Annotated in this window: 24 protein-coding genes and 3 tRNA genes; 9 read left to right on the forward strand and 18 right to left on the reverse strand. The window is 67.1% G+C overall.

Features of this window, described 5'->3' with window-relative positions; translation table 11 throughout:
* Nucleotides 1-6 precede the first annotated feature (6 nt).
* From AC5RUF_RS11100 to AC5RUF_RS11135, 8 genes are all read right to left on the reverse strand, one after another.
* Nucleotides 7-618 carry a hypothetical protein gene (locus AC5RUF_RS11100; RefSeq protein WP_494130593.1) on the reverse strand — a complete coding sequence of 204 codons (612 nt, stop codon included), beginning with the start codon at nt 616-618 and terminating at the stop codon, nt 7-9.
* On the reverse strand, nt 615-1,202 hold the full coding sequence (locus tag AC5RUF_RS11105; RefSeq protein WP_494130594.1) for a DUF6286 domain-containing protein: 588 nt from the start codon (nt 1,200-1,202) through the stop codon (nt 615-617). The genes AC5RUF_RS11100 and AC5RUF_RS11105 overlap by 4 nt, the downstream gene beginning before the upstream one ends.
* Entirely contained in the window at nt 1,199-1,588 is a 390-nt protein-coding gene (locus AC5RUF_RS11110; RefSeq protein ID WP_494130595.1) for a hypothetical protein, read from the reverse strand. The genes AC5RUF_RS11105 and AC5RUF_RS11110 overlap by 4 nt, the downstream gene beginning before the upstream one ends.
* Nucleotides 1,585-1,776, reverse strand: a complete 192-nt coding sequence (locus AC5RUF_RS11115; protein ID WP_146359387.1) for a DUF2273 domain-containing protein — start codon at nt 1,774-1,776, stop codon at nt 1,585-1,587. The genes AC5RUF_RS11110 and AC5RUF_RS11115 overlap by 4 nt, the downstream gene beginning before the upstream one ends.
* Nucleotides 1,777-1,865: 89 nt before the next feature.
* Nucleotides 1,866-2,351 (reverse strand): Asp23/Gls24 family envelope stress response protein, encoded by a 486-nt coding sequence (locus tag AC5RUF_RS11120; protein ID WP_494130596.1) that lies wholly within the window; start codon nt 2,349-2,351, stop codon nt 1,866-1,868.
* Between the two features lie 132 nt (nt 2,352-2,483).
* Nucleotides 2,484-2,559, reverse strand: a tRNA-Phe gene (locus AC5RUF_RS11125).
* Nucleotides 2,560-2,615: 56 nt separating this feature from the next.
* A tRNA-Asp gene (locus tag AC5RUF_RS11130) sits at nt 2,616-2,689 on the reverse strand.
* Between the two features lie 59 nt (nt 2,690-2,748).
* Nucleotides 2,749-2,821: transfer RNA gene (locus tag AC5RUF_RS11135), tRNA-Glu, on the reverse strand.
* 144 nt (nt 2,822-2,965) lie between these two features.
* Here AC5RUF_RS11135 and AC5RUF_RS11140 point away from each other — a divergent pair.
* Nucleotides 2,966-3,325 carry a metallopeptidase family protein gene (locus AC5RUF_RS11140; protein ID WP_493997329.1) on the forward strand — a complete coding sequence of 120 codons (360 nt, stop codon included), beginning with the start codon at nt 2,966-2,968 and terminating at the stop codon, nt 3,323-3,325.
* Nucleotides 3,326-3,334: 9 nt separating this feature from the next.
* The gene (locus AC5RUF_RS11145) at nt 3,335-4,267 is read left to right on the forward strand and encodes a cation diffusion facilitator family transporter (RefSeq protein WP_494130597.1); all 933 of its coding nucleotides are present in this window, start codon (nt 3,335-3,337) and stop codon (nt 4,265-4,267) included.
* A gap of 10 nt (nt 4,268-4,277) precedes the next feature.
* Here AC5RUF_RS11145 and AC5RUF_RS11150 read toward each other — a convergent pair whose 3' ends face one another.
* Entirely contained in the window at nt 4,278-5,282 is a 1,005-nt protein-coding gene (locus AC5RUF_RS11150; protein WP_494130598.1) for a universal stress protein, read from the reverse strand.
* Between the two features lie 185 nt (nt 5,283-5,467).
* Here AC5RUF_RS11150 and AC5RUF_RS11155 point away from each other — a divergent pair, with 185 nt between their 5' ends.
* Nucleotides 5,468-6,115 carry an FAD-binding protein gene (locus AC5RUF_RS11155; protein ID WP_494130599.1) on the forward strand — a complete coding sequence of 216 codons (648 nt, stop codon included), beginning with the start codon at nt 5,468-5,470 and terminating at the stop codon, nt 6,113-6,115.
* A 7-nt stretch (nt 6,116-6,122) separates the two neighbouring features.
* Here the strand turns inward: AC5RUF_RS11155 and AC5RUF_RS11160 are convergent, their stop codons facing one another.
* Nucleotides 6,123-6,701 carry a copper resistance CopC family protein gene (locus AC5RUF_RS11160; protein ID WP_494130620.1) on the reverse strand — a complete coding sequence of 193 codons (579 nt, stop codon included), beginning with the start codon at nt 6,699-6,701 and terminating at the stop codon, nt 6,123-6,125.
* A 113-nt stretch (nt 6,702-6,814) separates the two neighbouring features.
* On the opposite strand from AC5RUF_RS11160, the gene AC5RUF_RS11165 reads away from it, so the two are divergent.
* Nucleotides 6,815-8,245, forward strand: coding sequence for an NCS2 family permease (locus tag AC5RUF_RS11165; protein WP_494130600.1), 1,431 nt, complete (start codon nt 6,815-6,817; stop codon nt 8,243-8,245).
* On the opposite strand, the gene AC5RUF_RS11170 is transcribed toward AC5RUF_RS11165, so the two are convergent.
* Genes AC5RUF_RS11170 through AC5RUF_RS11190 form a run of 5 tightly spaced genes read right to left on the reverse strand, consistent with a single transcriptional unit; the run spans nt 8,242 to nt 12,279 of the window.
* Entirely contained in the window at nt 8,242-9,120 is an 879-nt protein-coding gene (locus AC5RUF_RS11170; protein ID WP_494130601.1) for a spermidine synthase, read from the reverse strand. The genes AC5RUF_RS11165 and AC5RUF_RS11170 overlap by 4 nt on opposite strands.
* Nucleotides 9,120-9,632: a GNAT family N-acetyltransferase gene (locus AC5RUF_RS11175; protein ID WP_494130602.1), complete on the reverse strand. Its 513-nt coding sequence runs from the start codon at nt 9,630-9,632 to the stop codon at nt 9,120-9,122. The genes AC5RUF_RS11170 and AC5RUF_RS11175 overlap by 1 nt, the downstream gene beginning before the upstream one ends.
* Nucleotides 9,633-9,661: 29 nt before the next feature.
* Nucleotides 9,662-10,336, reverse strand: coding sequence for an O-methyltransferase (locus tag AC5RUF_RS11180; protein ID WP_494130603.1), 675 nt, complete (start codon nt 10,334-10,336; stop codon nt 9,662-9,664).
* 43 nt (nt 10,337-10,379) lie between these two features.
* The gene (locus AC5RUF_RS11185; protein ID WP_493998109.1) at nt 10,380-10,715 is read right to left on the reverse strand and encodes a thiamine-binding protein; all 336 of its coding nucleotides are present in this window, start codon (nt 10,713-10,715) and stop codon (nt 10,380-10,382) included.
* 55 nt (nt 10,716-10,770) lie between these two features.
* Nucleotides 10,771-12,279: an amino acid permease gene (locus AC5RUF_RS11190; RefSeq protein ID WP_494130604.1), complete on the reverse strand. Its 1,509-nt coding sequence runs from the start codon at nt 12,277-12,279 to the stop codon at nt 10,771-10,773.
* Nucleotides 12,280-12,508: 229 nt separating this feature from the next.
* Here AC5RUF_RS11190 and pta point away from each other — a divergent pair, with 229 nt between their 5' ends.
* The 5 genes from pta to AC5RUF_RS11215 all read left to right on the forward strand — a co-directional run bounded on the left by pta (nt 12,509) and on the right by AC5RUF_RS11215 (nt 19,158).
* Entirely contained in the window at nt 12,509-14,581 is a 2,073-nt protein-coding gene (gene pta, locus AC5RUF_RS11195) for a phosphate acetyltransferase (protein ID WP_494130605.1), read from the forward strand.
* Complete coding sequence (locus AC5RUF_RS11200; RefSeq protein ID WP_494130606.1) at nt 14,582-15,724, forward strand: acetate/propionate family kinase; 1,143 nt, start codon at nt 14,582-14,584, stop codon at nt 15,722-15,724.
* A 130-nt stretch (nt 15,725-15,854) separates the two neighbouring features.
* A complete protein-coding gene (locus AC5RUF_RS11205) occupies nt 15,855-16,253 on the forward strand; it encodes a hypothetical protein (protein ID WP_493997203.1) in 399 nt (132 codons plus the stop codon).
* A gap of 124 nt (nt 16,254-16,377) precedes the next feature.
* The gene (locus AC5RUF_RS11210) at nt 16,378-17,565 is read left to right on the forward strand and encodes a zinc-dependent alcohol dehydrogenase (RefSeq protein WP_494130607.1); all 1,188 of its coding nucleotides are present in this window, start codon (nt 16,378-16,380) and stop codon (nt 17,563-17,565) included.
* Between the two features lie 255 nt (nt 17,566-17,820).
* Entirely contained in the window at nt 17,821-19,158 is a 1,338-nt protein-coding gene (locus tag AC5RUF_RS11215; protein WP_494130608.1) for an MFS transporter, read from the forward strand.
* Here AC5RUF_RS11215 and AC5RUF_RS11220 read toward each other — a convergent pair.
* Genes AC5RUF_RS11220 through AC5RUF_RS11230 form a run of 3 tightly spaced genes read right to left on the reverse strand, consistent with a single transcriptional unit; the run spans nt 19,155 to nt 21,964 of the window.
* Nucleotides 19,155-19,688, reverse strand: coding sequence for a metallophosphoesterase family protein (locus tag AC5RUF_RS11220; protein ID WP_494130609.1), 534 nt, complete (start codon nt 19,686-19,688; stop codon nt 19,155-19,157). The two genes, AC5RUF_RS11215 and AC5RUF_RS11220, sit on opposite strands and share 4 nt — an antisense overlap.
* Nucleotides 19,689-20,084 carry a DoxX family protein gene (locus AC5RUF_RS11225; RefSeq protein WP_494130610.1) on the reverse strand — a complete coding sequence of 132 codons (396 nt, stop codon included), beginning with the start codon at nt 20,082-20,084 and terminating at the stop codon, nt 19,689-19,691.
* A complete protein-coding gene (locus tag AC5RUF_RS11230) occupies nt 20,081-21,964 on the reverse strand; it encodes a glycoside hydrolase family 15 protein (RefSeq protein ID WP_493997167.1) in 1,884 nt (627 codons plus the stop codon). The genes AC5RUF_RS11225 and AC5RUF_RS11230 overlap by 4 nt, the downstream gene beginning before the upstream one ends.
* Nucleotides 21,965-22,179: the final 215 nt, after the last annotated feature.

Below are 22,179 nucleotides of genomic sequence, written 5' to 3' on the forward strand. Positions count from 1 at the left end.
CCGGTCCTACCGGACCCGGTCTTCCCGGCTGAAGCGCAGCCGCCGGCCAGCTTCGAGGCTGAGCAGCACCGGGGCCTGATGACCGAGGGCCAGGTCCAGGGATTCCACCAGGGCAGTGGCATCGGCGGCAATCAGGTGCGGGGCAGCGCCCTGGCGCGGGGTGATCCGCACCCGCAGTGCACTGCTTCCCTTCACCCGATAGGTACTGACGGCGGCGCCGGCCACGTCCGGATCCTGTTGCAGGGCGGTGCGCAGGGCCTGCTCGGCCACGCCGCCGCTGATGGCCACCCGGCCCGCGGCGCCGTCGTCGTCGTATTCCGAGACCAACGTGTCCGTGCGCCCGCCGCCCTGACCGGCCATCCACAGGACCATCAGCACTACGCCGACGAAGGACAGCAGCGCAACGGCCACCCAGATCCAGCTCGACCCGCTGCCGGGCATACCCGTGGCGGCGAAGGCAGAGGCAAGGCTTTCACCGGCCCGGGCGGCAAAACGGTGCCAGGCGGAGGCCGCATCCGGCCAGGCGGAAATCAGGGCGAGCCCGCCGCCGATGCCCATCAGCAGCAGGCCCAGCAGGGCCAGCAGGACGCGGTTCAGGGTCCTCGGAGTCGCATTCACTGTCCAATCACCCCCGTCTGGGCAATCTGCACACGGACCGCCGGCTGCGGGTCCAGCTTGGTCAGCTGCAGTTCCTCTTCCACCGCGGTCCGGACCGCTTCGGGGTCCACCGGTGTGCCGGATGTCGGCCGGATCTGCACATCAACGGCGGTCCGCCCCACGGTCACCAGCACCTGCTGCGGCGTGACGCCGGCCCGGGCACGTGCACAACGGGCCAGGGACGCGGCAAGGACTTCAGCGTCCACCACGACGGCGGCACGCGGGTTGGGCAGGGCATAGCGGGCACGCCGTCCCGGCAGCACGCCCTGAAAGAAGAACACCAGCCCGGCCAGGAAGGTCAACCCGCCGGACAAGCCGAGGATCAACGGATCCGCTTTGGCCGGAAGCCCTGCCAGCCACCGCCCGAACGTGGGCGGATCAATCAGCCAGGCCTCCTGCCCCAGCGCCTGGAGCACCGATTCCAGCAGGACATAGAGGAAAAAGAGCAGGCCCGGGACGGCAGCAGTCACGGCCGCCGGGGTACGGGCCGAGTGTGTTTCCCGCGTGAGGATCCGGCTGGTCAGTTCAATGTCGGAACGCTTCACCGTACCCGCCTGCCTTCCACCGCGAGGGCGCCGGTGATGCGGATATCCACGCGGGACAGCCGGGACCCGGTGAGCTCGGAGACCCGCTGCAGCAGGACGGGCTTGGCCGCACGGGCACGTTCCAGCACGGTTCCGCCGGCATGCTCCAGCATGGCCGGAGTCAGCGCAGCAAGCGGCGGCAGCGGGATGGGGAGGGAAAGGGCAAGGGACAGCAGCCCGCGGTCATCCCGCCAGGTGACCCGTACCTGCTGCGGCGGCACCCCGAAGCACTCGGACGCGGCGGCCTTGGCGGTGCTGGTCAGCGCCTGGGTGCTGATCCGGTTGTGCCCGGCAAGTCCCGCTCCGGTGGCCAGGGCCGGCGGCGCAGTCATAACGGTGCTGCTCACGAAGAGGAGCGGCGGCCGGTCAGGGCGTCGGAAACACTGCGGAAGTCGATCTTGCCTTCGGCAGCGCGGCCTAGCAGGGCGCCGACCGCAATAAACAGGGCGGTCAGCAGAAAGCCCCAAAAATCGAATATCAGTGCCGCGAACGCCAGTACGGCGCCCGTTGCCATTCCCACCACGGTTGGTTTCATTTCCCCTGCCTCATACCCTGTGCTTCTGGCCGGCATGCTTCTGACCGGCCGGCTGGTCCGGTGCGTCCTGCAAGGAACGTCTTTTGACCCTATACCGCTTTGGCGCCGGTCACCGGCTTGGCAGCCTGATCCGCGGTATCGGTGGGCAGTTGCACGTCGGTGATGTCCACGTTGACTTCGACCACCCGCAGCCCCACCAGCTGTTCCACGGCACCGTAGACAGCCGCGCGCACGTTATTGGCCACGGTGGTCAGGGCATTGCCATAGACGGCTATCAGGCTGATATCCACGGCCACTTCGCGCTCCCCCACTTCCACGTGCACCCCCTGGGTGGCGCTGGAACCGCCGACGGCGTCGCGTACCGCCCCCAGCGCCCGCCCCGCGGGGTTGCCGAGGGCGAAAACACCGGGAACGGCGCGGGCAGCAATGGCAGCCACCTTGGCCACGGCCTGCTCGCCGATGGCGGTGCGCCCGCCCACTGCAGTGCTACCCGCTTCTGCCTGCGGCGCTGCCGGTGCGGCGGAGGCCGGGGCGACGGGGGTGTTTGCCGTTGATGTGTTGCGCAGCTCATCCATGGGTTCAGCGTATCCCGGGGGCCGGGCCTTGTGCAGGCCGCACCCGGACCGCCTGTGGACGCGGGCGGAAGGCGGTCCCGGGGCAAAAGAAAAACCCCGTCCTGACCCTTGCGGGCAGTACGGGGTTTTAGCTGGTGGCTCCGACCGGCGTCGATCCGGTGACCTTTCGATTTTCAGTCGAACGCTCTACCAACTGAGCTACAGAGCCTGGCATCATCAACCGATGATCACCGTGATCTTCCAAATCGCTTCAGAAAATCTGAGCGACCCTGACGGGACTTGAACCCGCGACCTCCGCCGTGACAGGGCGGCGCGCTAACCAACTGCGCTACAGGGCCTTGCTTTTCACGAGTGTCAACTCTACCAGATGATTTCCGGTTCATTTACCACTCCTGAGTACCCCCAACGGGATTCGAACCCGTGCCGCCGCCGTGAAAGGGCGGTGTCCTAGGCCGCTAGACGATGGGGGCCAACAGAACACACAGGGCTCGAAGCGGCTGTGTTCCAGTCGTTTCGCGCCCTTGTGGACTCTAAAACTATAGGGCTATTTTCCGGAATATCCAAAACGGCTCCGGTGAGGCCTGCGCCACTACAGTGGAGGGGTGCCCATCGAGATGAATCCGGACGAGTTCGAAGCCTGCGTGGAAGCCGCACTGGACTCCATTCCGGCGGACCTTGCCCGCGCCATGAACAACGTGGCGGTCTTCATCGAGGACGAATATGAGCCGGCCCCGCACGAGGATCCGGATACGGAACTGCTGGGCGTCTACGAGGGCACCCCGCTCACGGAACGGGACTCCTGGTGGGATGCCGGTTCCCTGCCTGACCGGATTGTGGTGTTCCGCGGCCCGCTGCTGCGGATGTGTTCCAGCCGGGAGGAAGTGGTGGACGAAGTCCGCATCACGGTGATCCATGAGGTGGCCCACCACTTCGGCATCGACGATGAACGGCTGCACGAACTTGGTTGGGGCTAGCCTTTAAGCATGAGTGACCACTCCGGCCACACCCACGGCCTAGGCTCCGGCACCGCCACCGGAAAACACCGCCGCCGCCTGCTCACCGTTTTCGTCATCACCATGTCCGTGGTGCTGATCCAGGTGGCCGGCGCACTGCTCTCCGGCTCGCTTGCCCTGCTGGCCGATGCCGGGCACATGCTTTCCGACGCCGCCGGCGTGTCCATAGCCCTGCTGGCAGCCTGGATCGCCGCCCGGCCGCCGACCGCCCGGCGCACCTACGGCTACCAGCGGGCGGAGGTGCTTGCCGCGCTTGCCAATGCCGTGCTGCTGATTGTCATTGCCGCGGTGATCTTCGTGGAAGCGCTGCGCCGGCTGGGCAGCGAGGCCGCAGATGTCCACACCGGGCTGATGCTGGGTGCGGCGGTAGTGGGCGGTGCGGCAAACCTTGCCTCACTGCTGGTGCTGCATTCGGGACGGAAGGAGTCCCTGAACGTGCGGGGCGCCTACCTCGAGGTGCTCGGTGACCTCCTCGGCTCGGCCGCGGTGGTGGTCTCCGCCGTCGTGATCATGGTGACCGGCTACCAGCACGCCGATGCCTGGGCCTCCATCCTGATTGCCCTGATGATCCTGCCCCGGGCCTGGTCACTGCTGCGGGAAGTAATTGACGTGCTGCTGGAAGCCACCCCCGTGGGGGTGGACGTGGCGCAGATCCGGGAGCACATTGTCTCCGTGGACGGGGTGGCGGACGCGCACGACATCCACATCTGGACCCTCACCTCGGGGGTGCCGGTGTTCTCCGCCCACGTTGTGGTGGAGGAAGAGCACCTGACACCGGACGGCATGGACCAGGTGCTGGACCGGCTCACCCGCTGCCTGAGCAGCCACTTCGACACCGAGCACTGCACCTTCCAGCTGGAGCCGGCCAGCCATGCCGTCCACGAGGGGCAGCAGCACGCCTAGCTTACGGCCGCTACTCCATCACCATGGGGCCGAAGTCCGGGCGGTCCAGCAGCCGCGGATCATCGTGGTCCGGCACCACCATCACCGGGCCCTTGGCATGGTGCAGCACGCTCTGGCTGGTGGAACCGAGCAGCATGCCCGCAAATCCGCCCCGGCCGCGGGTGCCCAGCACCAGCAGCTCCACATTGGCGGTGCGCTCCATCAGGATCTCCGGCGGGGCGCCGTCCACCAGTTCGACACTCATCTCCAGGTCCGGGAAGTGGCTTTGCAGCCAGTTGCGCCCGGCGTCGAGCTGTTCGCGCAGCTCCGCGTGCAGGGCCTCAATGTCCAGCGGTGCCGGCACCCATGCCAGGGAGCCGCTGAACGGGGGCAGCGCGCACAGGATGCGCAGCGGCAGGCCCATGCCCTGCGCCTGCTCGGCGGCTACCAGCGACGCAGCGCGGCCCTGTTCGGATCCGTCCACGCCCACCACCACAACCTGGTGCACCGCGGCCGGGTCCGGTGAATTGGCCGGCGGACGCACGCCTGAGTCGGGCAGCCGTCCGGCGGTGCGCAGCGGAACCACTACCGTGGGGCACTTGGCATGCGCGGGCAGGGCACTGGACACGGATCCGAGCAGGCGTCCCACAAACCCGCCGCGCCCGCGCGAGCCCAGCACCATCAGGTCGGCGTCTTCGGAAAGTTCCAGCAGGACGGCGGCGGCGTCTCCGGTTTCCACCCGCGGGACCACTTCCACGCCGTAATGGCTGATGCGTTCCACCGCTTCATCGAGAACCTGTTTGGCGCCGTCGCGGATCATCTCGTCATCCACCGTGGTGTAGCCGGCGTCCATCGAGGAGGCCGCGAAGATGGGCACGGTGTACGCCGTCACCACATGCAGCGGGCACTGCCGCCGCCGGGCTTCGCGGGCCGCCCAAAACAGGGCGCAGATGCTCTGGTCCGATCCGTCAACGCCCACCACAATGCCTGCGGGCCCTTCCGCACCACTCCCGGTTCCCCAGGTCGAATCAGTCACGTGCTGCTCCTTCCGGTCCCCAACCGGCAATCACCTTCCGGCTGTCGTTAGCATCAGCGTACCGCGCCCGAACTGTGACCTACGCTACCGTTGCGGCTTCCGCGGCGATATGGTTCGGCGCCAGGACGAAGGAGCCTGGGGAGGCCCCACACCGCTGGAAGGAACATCCACGTGAAGAGCTTTCCATGACCGCCCGGCGCCACGGCAGTGACGGCACTGGCAGCGACACTGACCGTGACGCGGATGCCCCCGCGGAGCCGGAAGTGACGGAACTGACCGGTGCCGTGGTGATCGGCTGCGGCCTGAGCGGGCTGGCAGTGGCCCGGGAGCTAAGCCGGCAGGGAGTGGATTCCATCGTCATTCATGGGCCGGTGCAGGATGCCGATTCCATCCGGGAGGCCTCGGGCGAACCGGGCGTGTTCACCGGACGGGTGGAACTGGTACGCCTGCTCCAGGCCTATGCCGCCAGCCACCACTTGGACGTCCGCGAAAACTCCGAAGCCCGGGAAATCACCCCGGCCGCCCCGGGCGGGCTTTTGCCGGCCGCAGTGCCCGGCAACGGAAAATGGGCGGTCCGGACCGGCCGGGAACTGCTGCTGGCCGACTACGTGGTCCTGACCAGCTGCTCGCGTGCCGACCTGCGGAAACTCGCGCGGGCCATGGGTGCCGGCTCCGCCCCCATGGCCGCGGCAGCACTGCGGGAGATCGGGATGTATCTGGTGGGCGTGGGCCTGCTGCCGACCCTCGGCAGCCTGATCCGGCAGGCCCGGGCGGCGGGGGCGGCCATTGCGGACGCCGCACCCCCGGCTGGCTCCTGCCCGTCCGGCGGGTGACGCCGCTTCAGTCCTCGCGCAGGCGGCGGCGCACAATCAGGGCAATGAGTACGGCAACGGCCAACAGCACGACGGCGGCCGGAACAATGACCAGCCAGGGCGATCCGGCGTCGTCGGACTGGTTAAGTACCGGGGTCTGCGCGGCGGTGGGCTCCCCTGGGGACGCGCTGGCGGACGGGGCCGCCTGCCCGTTACCGGCCACCGAGAATCCGAAGGTTCCCTCAATGGGGTGGGCGTCGGAGGAAACCACCCGCCACTGCACGGTGTAACTGCCCGCCGGAGCACCGGACCGGAGCTTCTGCATGGCAATGTTGTCCAGGATCCGCACGTCGCCTTCGGCCCAGTCGGTACCTTCCACGTCGAGCACCCGCACTTCCGAGCCGATGGCAGCCGGGACATTGGAGAAGGTCAGCTCCACGGCACCGGGAGCAACCTGGAGTACCTCGCCGTCGGCGGGCGTGGAACCGGTGAGCTCATCATGGGCGGCAGCGTACGAAGCGGTCGCCAGCAACGCGGCACACAGCGCCAGCGCGGCGACGGCGGCAGCGAGGCCGGACCTGAGGGAGAAACTGCGCGCAAAGTTCATCACTCTTTCAGCCTAACCGTCCATGGTCCAAGGGACGGCCACGTGCCCGCGATAAGATCGAAGAGCAGGATTTCCCTCACCATCCCACCATTTGTTCAGTCAGAGGACGCGTCATGCTCAAACAAGGTTCAAAGCTGGACCGCTACTTCGAAATCACCAAACGTGGTTCATCCGTTTCCACCGAAGTGCGCGGCGGCCTGGCCACCTTCTTCGCGATGAGTTACATCGTGGTCCTGAACCCGCTGATCCTCGGTGGCGAGGATTCCATGGGGAACACGCTTCCCGGTCCGGCAGTTGCCGCCGGCACCGCCCTTGTTGCCGGCGTGCTGACGCTGATCATGGGCATCTGGGCCAAGCACCCGTTTGCCATTGCCACCGGTTTGGGCGTGAACGCCTTCGTGGCCGTTACGGTTGCCACCAATGAGGGGCTGACCTGGCCGGACGTCATGGGCCTGGTGGTCATTGCCGGTCTGGCGATGGTGATCCTGGTGCTCACCGGATTCCGGACCGCCGTGTTCCGGGCCGTTCCGGCCAGCCTGAAAACCGCGATTGTGGTAGGCATCGGCCTCTTTGTCGCCCTCGTTGGCCTGGTAAATGCAGGGTTCGTGCGGCGCAATCCGGATGAGTCCGGCACCACGGTTCCGCTGGGACTGGGCAACGGCGGCGAACTGCTGGGCTGGCCCACCCTGGTCTTCGTGTTCGGCCTGCTGCTCACCATTGTGCTGATGGCCCGCAAGGTCCGCGGCGCCATCCTGATCGGCATCGTCGCCTCCACCGTCTTCGCCGTGCTCGTCGAATGGCTGGCGAGTCCCGGCAGCCAGGGCGCCGGAGTTGCCACGGGCTGGTCGCTGGTTACCCCCAGCACGCCGGAGTGGGGCGCTCCGGACCTGTCCCTGATCGGCGATGTCAGCCTGGTCGGATCCTTCCAGACACTGGGCGGCATTGCCGCCTCGCTGCTGGTGTTCGTGATCCTGCTCAGCATTTTCTTTGACGCCATGGGCACCATGGTGGGACTTGCCAGCGGGGCCGGATCCATGGACAAGGACGGCAACATCCCCAATGTGGAGCGTGTGCTCCTGGTCGACGCCGCAGGCGCGGTGGCGGGCGGTGCGGCCGGTGTGTCCTCCAACCAGATCTTCGTTGAATCCGGCGCAGGCATCGGCGAAGGTGCGCGGACCGGGCTGGCCTCGGTGGTCACCGGCCTGCTCTTTATTGCGGCCATGTTCCTGACCCCGCTGATCTACTTGGTTCCGTTCGAGGCGGTAGCCCCCGCCCTGGTCGTTGTTGGCTACCTGATGGTTTCGCAGGTGGGCAAGATCGACTGGACCGACATCGGCCTGGCGCTGCCCTCCTTCCTCACGTTCGCGCTGATGCCGTTCACCTACTCGATCGCCAACGGCCTGGGTGCCGGGTTCATCTCCTTCACGGTGATCCGCCTGTTCCAGGGCCGCGGCCGCGAGGTGCATCCCCTGATGTACGTGGTGGCCGCTGCTTTCACCCTGTACTTCGGCGTAGGCCCGATCACGGAACTGCTCGGCGTCTAGGCCGGCTTTCCGGCCGGTTGCCCGTCCCCCGGATCATGCAGGGGGCGGGCGCCGGCAGCGAAACTGCGCAGCTTCGCGTCATCCCACAAATGCGCCGGAACTCCCCCGCCCAGCAGGGTGCGCGGCAGCGACGGATCCCCGGCAAAGGGTGCGTCGCTGCCCGCGAGGATGATGTTCCCGTAGCGCCGCCCCTTGAGCATGGCCGGGTCTGCGATGGCGGCCGTGTACTCGAAGGCAGCGCAGATGGTGGCGGCTTCCGCGCGCGCCCCGCGCAGGTCCGGCGTGTCACCGCAGTTGACCACGTACACCCCGCCCGGAGCCAGTACCCGGCGGACGTGGGCGGTGAATTCCGCCGTCGTCAGCTGCACCGGGGTCTTGGCGCCGGCAAACACGTCCCGGATGACCAGGTCGCGACTGTCCTCGTGCAGCGTCTCGGTGACGGCACGCGCCTCCCCCACCCGCAGCCGCAGCAGCGGCGCGCGTGGCAGGTCGAACCAGCCCCGGACCAGTTCCGCCAGCTTCCCGTCCAGTTCCACCGCAACCTGCCGGGCGCCCGGATACACCGCGGCAAAGTATCGCGCGAGCGAGCACGCGGCACCACCCAGGTGCAGGGCGCGCAGGGATTCCTCCGGCCGCCAGCGGGCCTCGACCAGGGCCGCAATCCAGCGCATGTATTCAAAGTCCAGGTGGCGCGGATCGGCGAGGTCAATGTGCGAGCTGTGCACGCCGTTGACCATCAGGATCCAGCCGTCCGGGTTAAAGGAATCCGGGACGAGTTCGCAGGTTCCCGTGTCTATTGGATAGCTGCCGGCCACGGGGCCGGTACCGGTTCCGGCGGTCTCCACCGGGTCCTTGCCGGGACGCTTGCGCCCCATCAGTTCCTAACCATCCGGATTTCCACCATGCCGGTTCCCGCCCAGGCCTGCGGCAGGTCCTTGGACGTCCCGTCCTCGGTGAATCCGTTGCGCCGGTAAAAGGCCTGCGCCCGCGGATTGTCCTCCAGCACCCACACATACGCCGGGGCGTCGCCGACGGCGTGTTCCAGCAGTGCCTGTCCCACGCCGCTTCCGTAGGCTTCCGCGAGGATGTAGATGGACCACAGTTCCAGCGGAATATCGATGTCCGAGTCACGGGACGGGCCGGCGGAGGCAAAACCGAGAAGCCGGCCGTCGCCGGCACGCGCCACCCAGTTGCCGATCGCCGGGTCCTGCCCCTGGTCGGCCAGGGCGGCACGCCGGTGCGCGACGGCGGCGGTGCGGTCGGTCTCCCGGCGCCGGAACACGTCCTCGCCGAGCACATGGGAGTAGCTCTCCCGCCAGGACTGCAGGTGGACCGTCACGAAATCCTCGGCGTCGTCGGGCACGGCGCGCCGGATACTAAAGCTCATACCTTCAGCATAGGTCGGTACCGGCGAGGTCACAGGACCACCGCCAGGGCGAACCCGTCCCACCCCTTGGCCCCCACGGTCTGCAATGCCGTGGCATCCAGCCGCGGATGCGAGCCAAGGATGTCCAGTGCCGCACGGGTCCCCTGCACAGCGTCGTCGCCGCCGGGATCCAGGACGCTGCCTCCCCGCACCACGTTGTCCACCACAACCACGCTCCCGGGCCGGGCGAGCTTTACCGCCCATTCCAGGTAGGCAGGGTTGTTGACCTTGTCCGCATCGAGGAAGAACAGGTCAAAGGGGCCGGCCAGCGCCGGCAGGGTATCCAGGGCCGCCCCCACCCGCACAGTGACCCGGTCCGCGAGCCCTGCGGCGGCCAGATTGGCGTGGGCAACTTCGGCATGGCCGGGCTCATATTCACAGCTGATCAGCTCGCCGCCGGGAGGCAGCGCCCGTGCCAGCCAGGCAGCACTGAAACCGCCCAGGGTGCCGATCTCCAGGATCCGGCGGGCACCGGCAATGCGGGCCAGGAGCATCAGGAACTTTCCCTGCGCCGCGGAGACCTCGATGGGCGGCAGTCCGGCGGCAGCGGTGGCGAACACAATGGCGTCCATCCGGTCCTCCGGCTGCACCACCTGGCGGGCCAGATACTCCTCGACCTGTGCCCAGTGCTGCTGATGCCGCTGTTCCTGTTGCCGCTGCTCCATTGCAGACTCCGTTCCTCCCGCGCGTCGGCCCGCCGGGACCGTGCTAGCCGCCCTGTTCGGTGAGTGCCTTCTCCAGCCGTTCCACCTTGCCGGTCAGCTCGCCGGTGTGCCCGGGCCGGATGTCGGCCTTGAGCACCAGGGAGACCCGGCTGCCGTAGCGGCCCACCGCTTCGGTGGCCCGCCGAACCACGTCCATGACCTCGTCCCACTCACCCTCGAGGGTGGTGAACATGGCGTCAGTGGAGTTCGGCAGACCGGATTCCCGGACAATCTTCACGGCGGCGGCAACGGCATCGTGCACCGAGGCGTCCGCGCCGGTGCCGGCAGGGAGGCTTTCCGGGCCGGTTCCGGACGGGGCAACTGAAAAGGCTACAAGCATCTGCCCAGTGTGCCACCCCGGCCGGAGCCGCGCACGCGAAATGCAGGCGTTCTCCCTAGGCCGCGTCTCCGGCGGCGGCGGGGGCGACGTTGGCGAACTTCTCATTCAGCCGCGAGTGGCGCTGGCCGTAGGCGAAGTAGAGCAGGAAGCCGATCAGCAGCCAGCCTGCGAAGTAGATCCAGGTTTCCACGGCAAGGTTGGTCATGAGGTACAGGCACAGGACCGCCGAGAGGACCGGAATCACGGGACCGAACGGCACCCGGAACGCCGGGCGGAGGTCGGGCCGCTTCTTCCGCAGGACCAGGATGCCCAGGCTGACCACCACAAAGGCGGACAGGGTGCCGATGTTGATCATTTCCTCCAGCACGTCCACCTGGGTGAAACCGGCGACAATGGCCACCAGCGTGCCGCACAGGATCTGCAGCCGGGCAGGGGTGGAGTGCTTGTCGCTGGTGCGGGACAGGCTCCGCGGCAGCAGTCCGTCACGGCTCATGGCCAGCACCACGCGGGCCAGGCCCATCAGCAGGACCATAATCACGGTGGTCAGGCCGATCAGGGAGCCGACGGCGATAACGGACGCGGCGCCTTCGTTGCCGACCAGGGCAAAGGCCGTGGCGAGGTTTGGGTCTTCCGCCTCGGCGAGGGCCGTATAGGGCACCATGCCGGTCAGGGCGAGGGAAACTCCGATGTACAGCAGGGTGACGACGGCCAGGCCGGCAAAGATGCCGCGCGGAAGGGTCTTGCCCGGATCCTTCACCTCTTCGGCGGAGGTGGCCACCACATCGAAGCCGATGAATGCGAAGAACACGATGGCCGCGCCGGCGAAGACGCCGAACAGTCCGTACTGCGCCGGAGCCGCGCCGGTGAGGAAGGAGAACAGGGACTGCTGGAGCACGCCGGAGCTTGCATCGGTGGCGGTGGAGACCGGGTCCGGGATGAACGGCGTGTAGTTCTCGGCCTTGACGTAGAAGAACCCGGCAACGATGACGAACAGCACCACGCCCACCTTGATGATGGTGAAGACATTGCCTACCCGGGCGGAAAGCTTGGTGCCCATGACCAGCAGGAACGTGAAGACGGCAACGATGAAGAACGGCCCCCAGGTGAGCGTCAGCGGACCCAGGCCCAGCGTGGCCGGCACGTCCAGGCCGACCAGCCCGAACACTTCACTGAGGTAGATGCCCCAGTACTTGGCGATCACGGCCGCGGCGGTGAACAGTTCCAGGATGAGGTTCCAGCCGATGATCCAGGCCACGAGTTCGCCCATGGTGGCGTAGGTGAACACGTAGGCGGAACCGGCGACCGGGATGGCCGTGGCGAATTCGGCGTAACACATGATGGCGAGGGCGCAGGTGACCGCGGCCAGCACGAAGGACAGGGTCACGGCCGGCCCGGAGAACTGTCCCGCGGCCCTGGCACCGACCGAGAAGATGCCGGCACCGACGGCTACGGCGACACCCATGATCATCAGGTCCCATGTGGTCAGTGACCGTTTCAACCTGCGGCCCGGTTCGTCCGCGTCCGCAATGGAGGATTCGATGGGTTTGGTACGGAAGAGACTCACGTGGGTCCTGGCCTTGTCTTGAGGAAATCTGACCGGTCAATCGTAGGCTTGGCGCTGCACGGCCTTTATTTTAGTCTCACATCCTGAGACGGAAGAGTCCACGAAACCCCGGACGGCGGGCCGGGGAGGGAGGGCTTGCTGGCAACTGCCGCGTCCGTTTGCGACCATGGATGTGACTTAAGCAACAGCCCTGCATGGGCTGGGCTCCCCGCAACGAACGGATCAAGCTATGGCCCGCGGAATCTATGTAAGCGCCATGACGCCCGGATCCGGCAAGTCCCTGATCAGCCTGGGCCTCGCGGACATGCTGGGACGCCATGCGGACAGGGTGGGGTTCTTCCGCCCGATCGTAGAAGGCGACGACCCGGCGCTGGATCCCATGGTGCAGCTGATGCAGCGCCGCTTCGACCTGGGCCCGGCCACCTGCCGCGGCGGCCTGACCCGGGCACAGCTGCGCGCCCTGCTGGTTGCCGGGGAGCGCGGCGAGGTGGATGCCCGCTGCCTGGCCGTCTACAGCGAGATTGCAGCGAACTGCGACGTAGTGATCGTAGAGGGCACGGACCTGTCCGGGCACGACGTCGCACTGGAGTTCGACCTCAACGCGCGTCTGGCCAATGACCTGGGCACCATGGTGCTCGCCGTCGTGAACGCACAGGAAATGAGTGCCGCGGAAACGGCGGACGCGGTGGATGTTTCCCGCCGCCAGCTCGCGGAGGCAAAGTGCGACCTGCTGGCAATGATGGTGAACCGTGCGGCCCCGTCCGAGCTGGACGAGATCAGCGCCGCCATGCGCCCGGGCAACAGCGGACGGCCGGTCTACGTGCTTCCGGAGCAGATCGAGATCTCCCAGCCGACCGTAGCCGAGGTACAGGAAGCACTGCAGGCCCGCCAGGTGGCCGGCAGCTCCACCCTGGAGCGGGACGTGTCATCGGTGAAGGTAGCTGCCATGACGGTCAGCAACTTCATCCCGCAGCTCAGCGACGGCACGCTGGTGATTGTGCCGGCCGACCGCGCCGACGTGATGGTGGCAACCCTGGCCTCGTCCTTCTCCGCCGACTTCCCCGTCGCCAGCGGCATGATCCTCACCGGCGGCATCGAGGTGGAACCGGCCATCCTCCAACTGCTCGCCTCGGCCCCGTTCCCCGTGTTCGACGTCGGCACGGACACCTACACAACGGCCCGCCGCGTAAGCCGGGTCCGCGGCGAGATCTCCAGCGGCAGCCGGCGGAAGGTGGCTGCCGCCCTGGGTACCTGGTCCCGGCACGTGGACGAGGCCGAACTGCTGGAACGGCTGGCCCTCCCGCGGCCGGCCACCACCACGCCGCTGCGCTTCCTGAATGAGCTGATCGTGCGTGCCCGTGCCGGCAAGCAGCGGATAGTCCTGCCGGAGGGGCTGGACCTGCGGATTCTGCAGGCAGCCGAAATCCTCAATCGGCGGGATGTCTGCGACCTGACCATCCTGGGTCCGGAGGCGCAGATCCGAGAACTGGCGGCGAGTGAGGGCATCGACCTGTCGAACATCAGCCTCATCAACCCGGCCACCAGTGCGCTGCGGGATGAGTTCGCCCGCGAGTACGCGACCCTGCGCAAGAGCAAAGGGGTCACTTTGGAGGACGCCTCCGAACGCATGCTCCACGGGGCATACTTCGGAACCATGATGGTCCAGCTGGGCCGGGTGGACGGCATGGTTTCCGGCGCGGCCCACACCACGGCCAACACCATCCGCCCGGCACTGGAGTTCATCCGCACCAAGGAGGGCGTCAAGATCGTCTCCTCGGTGTTCCTGATGCTGCTGGCGGACCGCGTACTGGTCTACGGCGACTGCGCGGTAAACACCGAACCCGATGAGGAGCAGCTGGCGGATATCGCCCTGGCTTCCGCCGCCACCGCCGAACAGTTCGGCGTCACCCCGCGGGTGGCCATGCTCTCCTACTCCACCGGCTCCTCAGGGAAGGGCGGTTCCGTGGAGAAGGTCCGCAAGGCCACCGAACTGGTGCGCCGGGCCCGGCCGGACCTGCCGGTGGAAGGGCCCATCCAGTACGACGCCGCGGTGGACGCCTCGGTGGCAGCCTCCAAGGCACCGGGTTCCTCGGTGGCGGGGCAGGCCACCGTGTTCATCTTCCCGGACCTGAATACCGGCAACAACACCTACAAGGCGGTGCAGCAATCCGCCGGGGCCGTGGCGGTGGGACCGATCCTGCAGGGGCTGCGGAAACCGGTGAACGACCTCAGCCGCGGCTGCACCGTTGAGGACATCGTCAACACTGTGGCCATTACCGCCGTCCAGGCGCAGGAGGACTAAATGCTGGTGCTGGTCATCAATTCAGGCTCGTCGTCGCTGAAGTACCAGGTGCGCGACACCGAAACGCAGGAACTCATTGCCAAGGGCATCATCGACCGGATCGGCGACGTGGTCCCGGACCACACCGCGGCACTGGAGGAACTGAGCACCCGCCTGCGCCGTGAACTGGACGGCCGGGAGATCGACGCCGTGGGCCACCGCGTGGTGCACGGCGGCGAGCGCTTCAGCGAGCCCGTGCTGGTCAACAATGAGATTGTCCGGTCCATTGAGCGGCTCAGCCCGCTGGCACCGCTGCACAACCCTGCCAGCGCCATGGGCATCCGGGCGGTGCACGAAAAGTGGCCGCGGATCCCGCAGGTTGCCGTGTTCGATACCGCCTTCCACCGCTCGCTGCCCGAGCAGGCCTGGCGCTATGCCCTGCCCGGCGAGCTGTACCGCCGCCACGGCATCCGCCGCTACGGCTTCCACGGCACCAGCTACGGTTTCGTGGCTCCCGAAGCGGCGCGTTTCCTGGGCATCGACCCCGCCCGCTTCAATGCCGTGATTGCCCACCTCGGCAACGGCGCGTCCGTGGCGGCGATCAAGGACGGGAAGAGTATCGACACCTCCATGGGCTTCACCCCGCTTGAGGGTCTGGTCATGGGTTCCCGCAGCGGCGACGTCGACCCCTCCATCCTGGTGTTCCTGGCCCGGCAGGGTTACGACGCCGATGCCCTGGACACCATGCTCAACCGCGAGTCCGGGCTTAAGGCGCTGGCCGGGGATTCCGACATGCGCACCATCGAGGACGCCGCCGACAACGGCGACGAGCAGGCGCAGCTGGCGTTGCAGATTGCCGCCTACCGGCTGGCCAAGTACATCGGCGGCTACCACGTGGCCGTGGGCGGGGCGCAGGCCGTGGTCTTTACGGCCGGCATCGGCGAGAACGCATGGAAGTTCCGCGAACTGGTGGTGGACCTGCTGGCACCGCTGGGCATCCGGCTGGACGGGGAAGCCAACCTCGTCCGGGGAAAGCAGGCCCGGCGGATCAGCACGGCGGACTCGGCCATTCCGGTCCTGGTGGTACCCACCGACGAAGAGGAAGCCATTGCCGAGGCGACAGCCGCCGTTGTTGCCGGGCACCGGGAGGCGGCCACTTTCTAAGCACGACACCCGGATCCCGGCGCAAGGGTGCCCGAAAACGAAAAAACGGCAGACATTCGGTTGCGTGCGTGGTTACAGTGGCTTACCCGGTTAAGCAGTGGCCGGGACTACCTGTCGCCGTGGAGATGACATGGAAGAGCCGCTGCGTGTTCTGGTCAGCGTTGATACCAAAAAGGCTGCCGCCTCCATCGAGGTGCGGGGGTCGCTCACGGGTTCCAACTGCGGAACCCTGCTGAACATCCTCCGCCACACGGCAACCCTGGGTGCCAACATCCTGATCAATCTCAGCCGCGCCGTGCGCGTGGAGGACGCCGCCTTGGAGGTCCTGCGGGGGGCCGCCCGCGACGTCGAACGCACGGCACCGCCCGAAGACGCGCTGCAGGTGGGCGTCCAACTTCCGCCGGATGATCCGGCACAGCAGAACAGCCCGGCCGGTGGCCATGGCGGCCCGGTGCCCCTGGCCAATGAGGCCGCCGTAGAAATGATTCTGGCCCGGGACCCCCGCGTCCTGCCCCGCCGCCGCTCCTAGCCTCTCTCCGGACCCTGCCGAAGTGCAGGAACTGTACCTGTTTTGTCAGTACGCTTATGAATTGGCACAATGGGTAGCAGTTCTTTCAACGCACTTCAGAATGCAACCAGCAGGAGGATCGCACGTGAAAGCAGTTACTTGGCAGGGAAAAAACTCCGTCAGCGTGGAGCAGGTGCCTGACCCCACCATCCAGGAACCCACCGACGCCATCATCCGGGTCACGTCCACCGCGGTCTGCGGTTCGGACCTCCACCTCTACGGCGTCCTGATGCCGTACATGAAGCCGGGAGACATCCTCGGCCACGAGACCATGGGCATCGTGGAAGAGGTCGGCTCGGCCGTCACCAACCTGAAGAAGGGCGACCGCGTGGTCATTCCCTTCCAGATCGCCTGCGGCGAGTGCTTTATGTGCCGCCAGGGGCTGCAGACCCAGTGCGAGGTCACCCAGGTCCGCGAAAAGGGCTCCGGCGCCGCGCTCTTCGGCTTCTCCGAGCTGTACGGCTCCGTCCCCGGCGGACAGGCCGAATACCTGCGGGTGCCGCTGGCCGACTACAACCCCATCAAGGTTGGCTCCGAGCTTCCGGACCACCGCTACCTCTTCCTCTCCGACATCCTGCCCACCGCCTGGCAGGGTGTGCAGTATGCCAATGTGCCCGACGGCGGCACCCTCGCCGTTTACGGCCTCGGCCCGGTGGGCCAGTTCGCGGCCCGCATCGGCACCCACCTGGGCTACCGCGTCATTGGCGTGGACCCGGTGGAAGAGCGCCGCAAGCTCGCCGGCCAGTACGGGGTCGAGGTACTGGACCTGCATAAGGACATCGCGGACGAACTGCGTGGAATGACCGACGGCCGCGGCCCGGACTCCGTGGTGGATGCCGTCGGCATGGAAGCGCACGGCTCCCCCGCCGGAAAGGCCGCCCAGACCGCGGTTGGCCTGCTCCCGGACAAGCTGGCCCAGAAGGCGATGGAAACTGCAGGCACGGACCGGCTGTCCGCCCTGCACGGCGCCATTGACGCCGTCCGCCGCGGCGGCACCGTCTCCCTTAGCGGTGTGTACGGCGGCACGGCAGACCCCATGAACCTCATGAGCATGTTCGACAAGCAGCTGAACCTGCGCATGGGCCAGTGCAACGTCAAGCGCTGGACGGATGACCTCATGCCGCTGGTCGAAGACCCCGCCGACCCGCTGGGCGTCACCAACCTCGTCACCCACCAGGCGTCCCTGGAGGATGCCCCGGAGCTGTACGAGAAGTTCCAGAAGAAGGAAGACGGCTGCATCAAGGTTGTCTTCCAGCCGGGTGCTGCCGCCTAGCAAACCCTACTGAAAAGCCAGGGCCGCCGCGTGCGGCCCTGGCTTTTTGGCTTTAACCGGCCGCCGCCGTCGAACTCCCCGGCCAATCTGCCGATAGGACCCAACGGCCGGCACCGCCGCAGATGACGGCCCGCCGGATGTAATTAGGAACACACCACCATGTGGCCCTACACTCATCTAGTTCTTTCTAAGAACATCTGTTCACTATGCGTACAGCCGCGGTCTCCGCCGCCGAGCAGGAGTTAGGTAAAGCCCATGGAAATCAAGGAACGCATCGAAGCGGCTCCCATGAAGCGGATGCAGGTCGGCATTGTCGCCATCTGCGTCGCCCTGAACATGATCGACGGTTTTGACGTACTGGTCATGGCTTTCAGCGCCGATTCGATCAGCACCCACTGGAACCTCAGCGGGGCCCGGCTGGGCATGCTGCTTTCCGCCGCCCTGTTCGGCATGGCAGTGGGCTCGATCCTTGTGGCCCAGGCGGCCGATGTGATCGGTCGGCGGAAAACCATCCTGATCTGCGCCCTGGTCATTTCGGCCGGAATGTTCGCCTCCGCGTTCGCTCCCACCTACGAAGTGCTCTTCGTGCTGCGCTTCATTACCGGCCTGGCCATCGGAACCATGCAGGCGAGCCTGAATGTCTTTGTCTCCGAATACTCCTCCGCCAAGCACCGGTCCACGTCCATCAGCCTGTACAGCGCCGGCCAGCCCATCGGCGGCATGCTCGGCGGCATTATTGCCGGCATCCTGATTGCCGCCTACAGCTGGCACGCCGCCTTCCTGTTCGGCGGCGCGATCACCCTGGTGATGGTTCCGTTTATCCTCAAGTTCCTGCCCGAGTCCCTCGACTACCTCATGACCCGCCGGCCCGCCGGTGCACTGGAGAAGACCAACCGGATCCTGGCCCGGCTGGACCAGCCCGCCATTGCGGAGCTCCCCGTCATTCCCGCCGGCACGGCCCTGACCCTGGCCTCCCGCTGGAAGGCCCTGTTCTCCGCCCGGTACGGGTCCGTCACCGTGTTCCTGTCCATTGCCTTCCTCATGCTGATGGCCAGCTTCTACTTCGCCAACTCGTGGACCCCGAAGCTGGTTGCGTCCAGCGGTTTCTCGGCACAGGACGGCATCAACGCGGGCGTCCTGTTCAGCCTGGGCGCCATCTGCGGCTCCATCGTCTTCGGACTGATCGCGGCCCGCTTTGCCCTGAAACGGGTGCTGGTGACGTTCTTCGTGCTCGCCGCTGCGGGCTTCGCCGTCTACGCACTCTCCACCGGAACCCTGCCGACGGCCCTGGCCGCAGCGGCGCTGCTGGGCTTCCTGGTCAACGCGGGCATCGCCGGAATGTTCTCCATCGGTCCGGTCTACTATTCCTCCGATGTCCGCGCCACAGCCGTTGGCTTTATCACCGGCATGGGCCGGGTGGGCGCGATCATTTCACCGATCGTTGCCGGCGCACTGATCGACGACGGCTGGAAGCCCGGCAACCTCTACTTCCTGTTCATCATTCCGATGCTGGTGGGCGGGGCAGCGGTCGCCTGCGTGCGCGCCCGGAAGACAGCCGCGGCTCCGCAGCCCGGGGCGCCTGTCCCCGCCTAGGCGGACGGACGCGCACGGCGCCCGGTCTCCCGCGGCGGAAGCCGCCGGAGATCGGGTCTCACGGCTTTTCCGTCGATTTCCACCCACAAATAGGTACAGAACGGCTGGCGTCGGCGGTCCGTGGGCGAGCCCGGGTTCAGCAGCCGCATCCCGGACGGCGCCAGCGAGTCCCAAGGGATGTGGCTGTGCCCGAAGATCAGCAGGTCGGTGTCCGGAAACTGCAGGTCCATTCGCTCCCCGCGCTTGGCGGCGGGGCCGGTTTCATGCACGACGGCGAGCCGGACCTCCTCAACCACGGCCGTCGCCACCAGCGGCAGCCGGGAGCGCAGCCCGGCGCCGTCGTTGTTCCCGTAGCAGGCCAGCAGCCTGCGGGAACGCGCCTGAAGCTCATCCAGCAGTTCCTCATTGACCCAGTCCCCGGCGTGGACCACCACATCCGCCGTGTCGATCCCGGACCAAAGCTCATCGGGAAGCGCTTTGGCGCGGGTGGGCAGATGGGTGTCGGACAGGACCAGCAGCGAGGTGGACATTTACTTCCGCAGGTTCCAGGCCCAGAGAATCAGGGGCACCTGCAGGGGCAGCCGAAGGCTGTGGATCAACTTCTCCCGGTCCCCGCCGCGCGGCCCGAATGCGCGTTGCAGGGCACTGACGTGTCCGGCAATAAAGGCCACATACATGGCCGCAGTGCCCGTGGCGGCCACCCGCCGCGTGGCCGGCAGCAGCAGGCCGGCGGCCGCGGCGAACTCCAGCACGCCGCTGGCATGGGTCCACTGCCGGCGCGTCATCACACCGTATTTCCCCTCCGTGTCGGTACTGATGCTGCGCGGCACCACTGCGTTGTAGAAGCGCGGGTTCCGGAAGTGGTTGACGGCACTGGTGGCCAGCAGGGCTGCCATAGCCGCGGCCGAGAGTGTCTTGCGGTTCATTGGATTCCTTCGGTTGAAGTTGCTGCCGGCTGCTGGGCGTGCCGCGGCGGCACCGATTCGGCACCCGCCAGGGCATCCGCGGCCCGGACCAGCGCCAGATGCGAAAACGCCTGTGGAAAGTTTCCGGCCATGTGTCCGGTCACTGGATCATATTCTTCGCTGAGCAGTCCCAGCTCATTGGAGTACCCCACCAGCTGGTCCATCAGACGGCGTGCCTCCGGCAGGCGCCCGGTGCAGGCGTACTGCTCCACCAGCCAAAAGCTGCAGGCCAGGAAGGGGTTTTCTCCTGCGGGCAGGCCGTCGGCACCGCTCTCGGTGGCATAGCGCAGCAACAGTCCGGAGGGGTCTAAGAGCTCTTTCTCCAGCCGGGCCACGGTCCCCAGCATCCGTTCGTCGTCGTACCCGATAAACCCCACCTGCGGCAGCTGCAGCAGGGCGGCGTCCACGGTCCTGCTGCCGTAGTACTGGGTGAACGAGTTCAGGTTGGGGTCGAAGCCGCGTTCCATGATTTCCCGGCGCAGGCCGTCGCGCAGCGCCTCCCAGATCTCCACCGGACCCTCGAGGCCGTATTTCCGGGCCGCCGTGGCCGCGCGGTCGAAGGCGGCCCACATCATCACCCGGGAATGGGTGAAGTGCTGCGGTTCGCCGCGCATTTCCCAGATCCCGTGGTCCGGCTCCTCCAGGTGCTTTTCCAGGAAGCTCAGCAGTGCACGCTGCAGCGGCCAGGAGAAGTGGTCCTCGGGCACGCCCCGGTCCCGCAGCCGGGCCAGGGCCACCATCACGTGTCCCACAACGTCCGCCTGGTACTGGCCCACCGCGCCGTTGCCGAGCCGCACCGGGGCGGCACCCCCGTAGCCGGGGAACTGGGACAGGATCTGTTCGGGCAGTTCGCGCCCGCCGTCTACGGCGTAGAGGATCTGCAGGTCCTCGGGGTCGCCGGCCACGGCGCGCAACAGCCAGCTGCGCCAGCTCAGGGCTTCATCCTCATAGCCGTGGGTCATCATCGCCACAAGGGTCAGGGCGGCGTCCCGCAGCCAGCAGAACCGGTAGTCCCAGTTCCGTTCACCGCCCGCAACTTCGGGCAGGGAAGTGGTGGGTGCTGCCACAATCCCGCCGGTGTCCTCATGCGTCAGTGCCCGCAGCACCAGCAGCGAGCGCCGCACGGCGTGCTCATAGCCGCTGGATTCCAGGCAGCGGTTGCCCCAACGCTGCCAATATGCCGTGGTGCGGGCCAGTGCCGCATCCAGGTCCTGCGACGGCGGCACGGGACGGTGCGAGGGATACCAGGTGAGCTCCAGGTCCACGCGTTCACCGGTGGCCACGGTGAACCGGCCGATGTGGCTGTGGTCGCTGGCCACCGGCAGGTTACCGCCACGCAGCACCAGGGCGCCGGGGCCGGCGATGGCGGACAGGTGCTCCCCGTCCGCATCCCTGCCGCGGAACATCCACGGAAGCACCAGGCCGTAGCCGAACCGGATTTTCAGTTCCTGCTGCATGGGCACGTTTCCGCTGATGCCCTCGATCCGCCGCACCAGGGACGCGCGGCGGTCACCGGTAGGCATGTAGTCGGTAATCCGCACCGTGCCCGTAGGCGTCTGCCAGTGCGTTTGGAGCACAAAGGTGGATTCCACATATCCGCGGTGGGTGACGGTGGCTGCGGGATCCTCCGGGGCCAGCAGCCAGCGGCCGTGCTCGCTGTTCCCCAGCAGCGCACCGAAGACCGACGGCGAGTCGAACCGGGGCAGGCACAGCCAGTCCATGCTCCCGGTCCGGGAAATCAGGGCCCCGGTGTGCAGATCCGAGACCAACGCATAGTCCTCTATGGGACAGGGAAGCTGGGGCGGCGCAAGGGCCGGTTCCCATTCCGCCGGGGATGCCATGGCACTACTCAACCACACCCGGGTTCGTAGCGCGGGTGCCTCAATCACTGATTAGATGGACGGAGGTGGTCCCCACGGGAAGTTACCGGCTGCGGGACCCGCACTGGAAGATGAGGGAGCGGTATTGAGACACGCGTCAACCATGACCATGCCGGCAGGGGAGGTGCACGCGTGAGTACCCAAGCGGTCCCCACCGATGAAGAACGCGCGTATGC

The sequence above is a fragment of the Arthrobacter sp. Y3224198 genome, assembly GCF_059090025.1.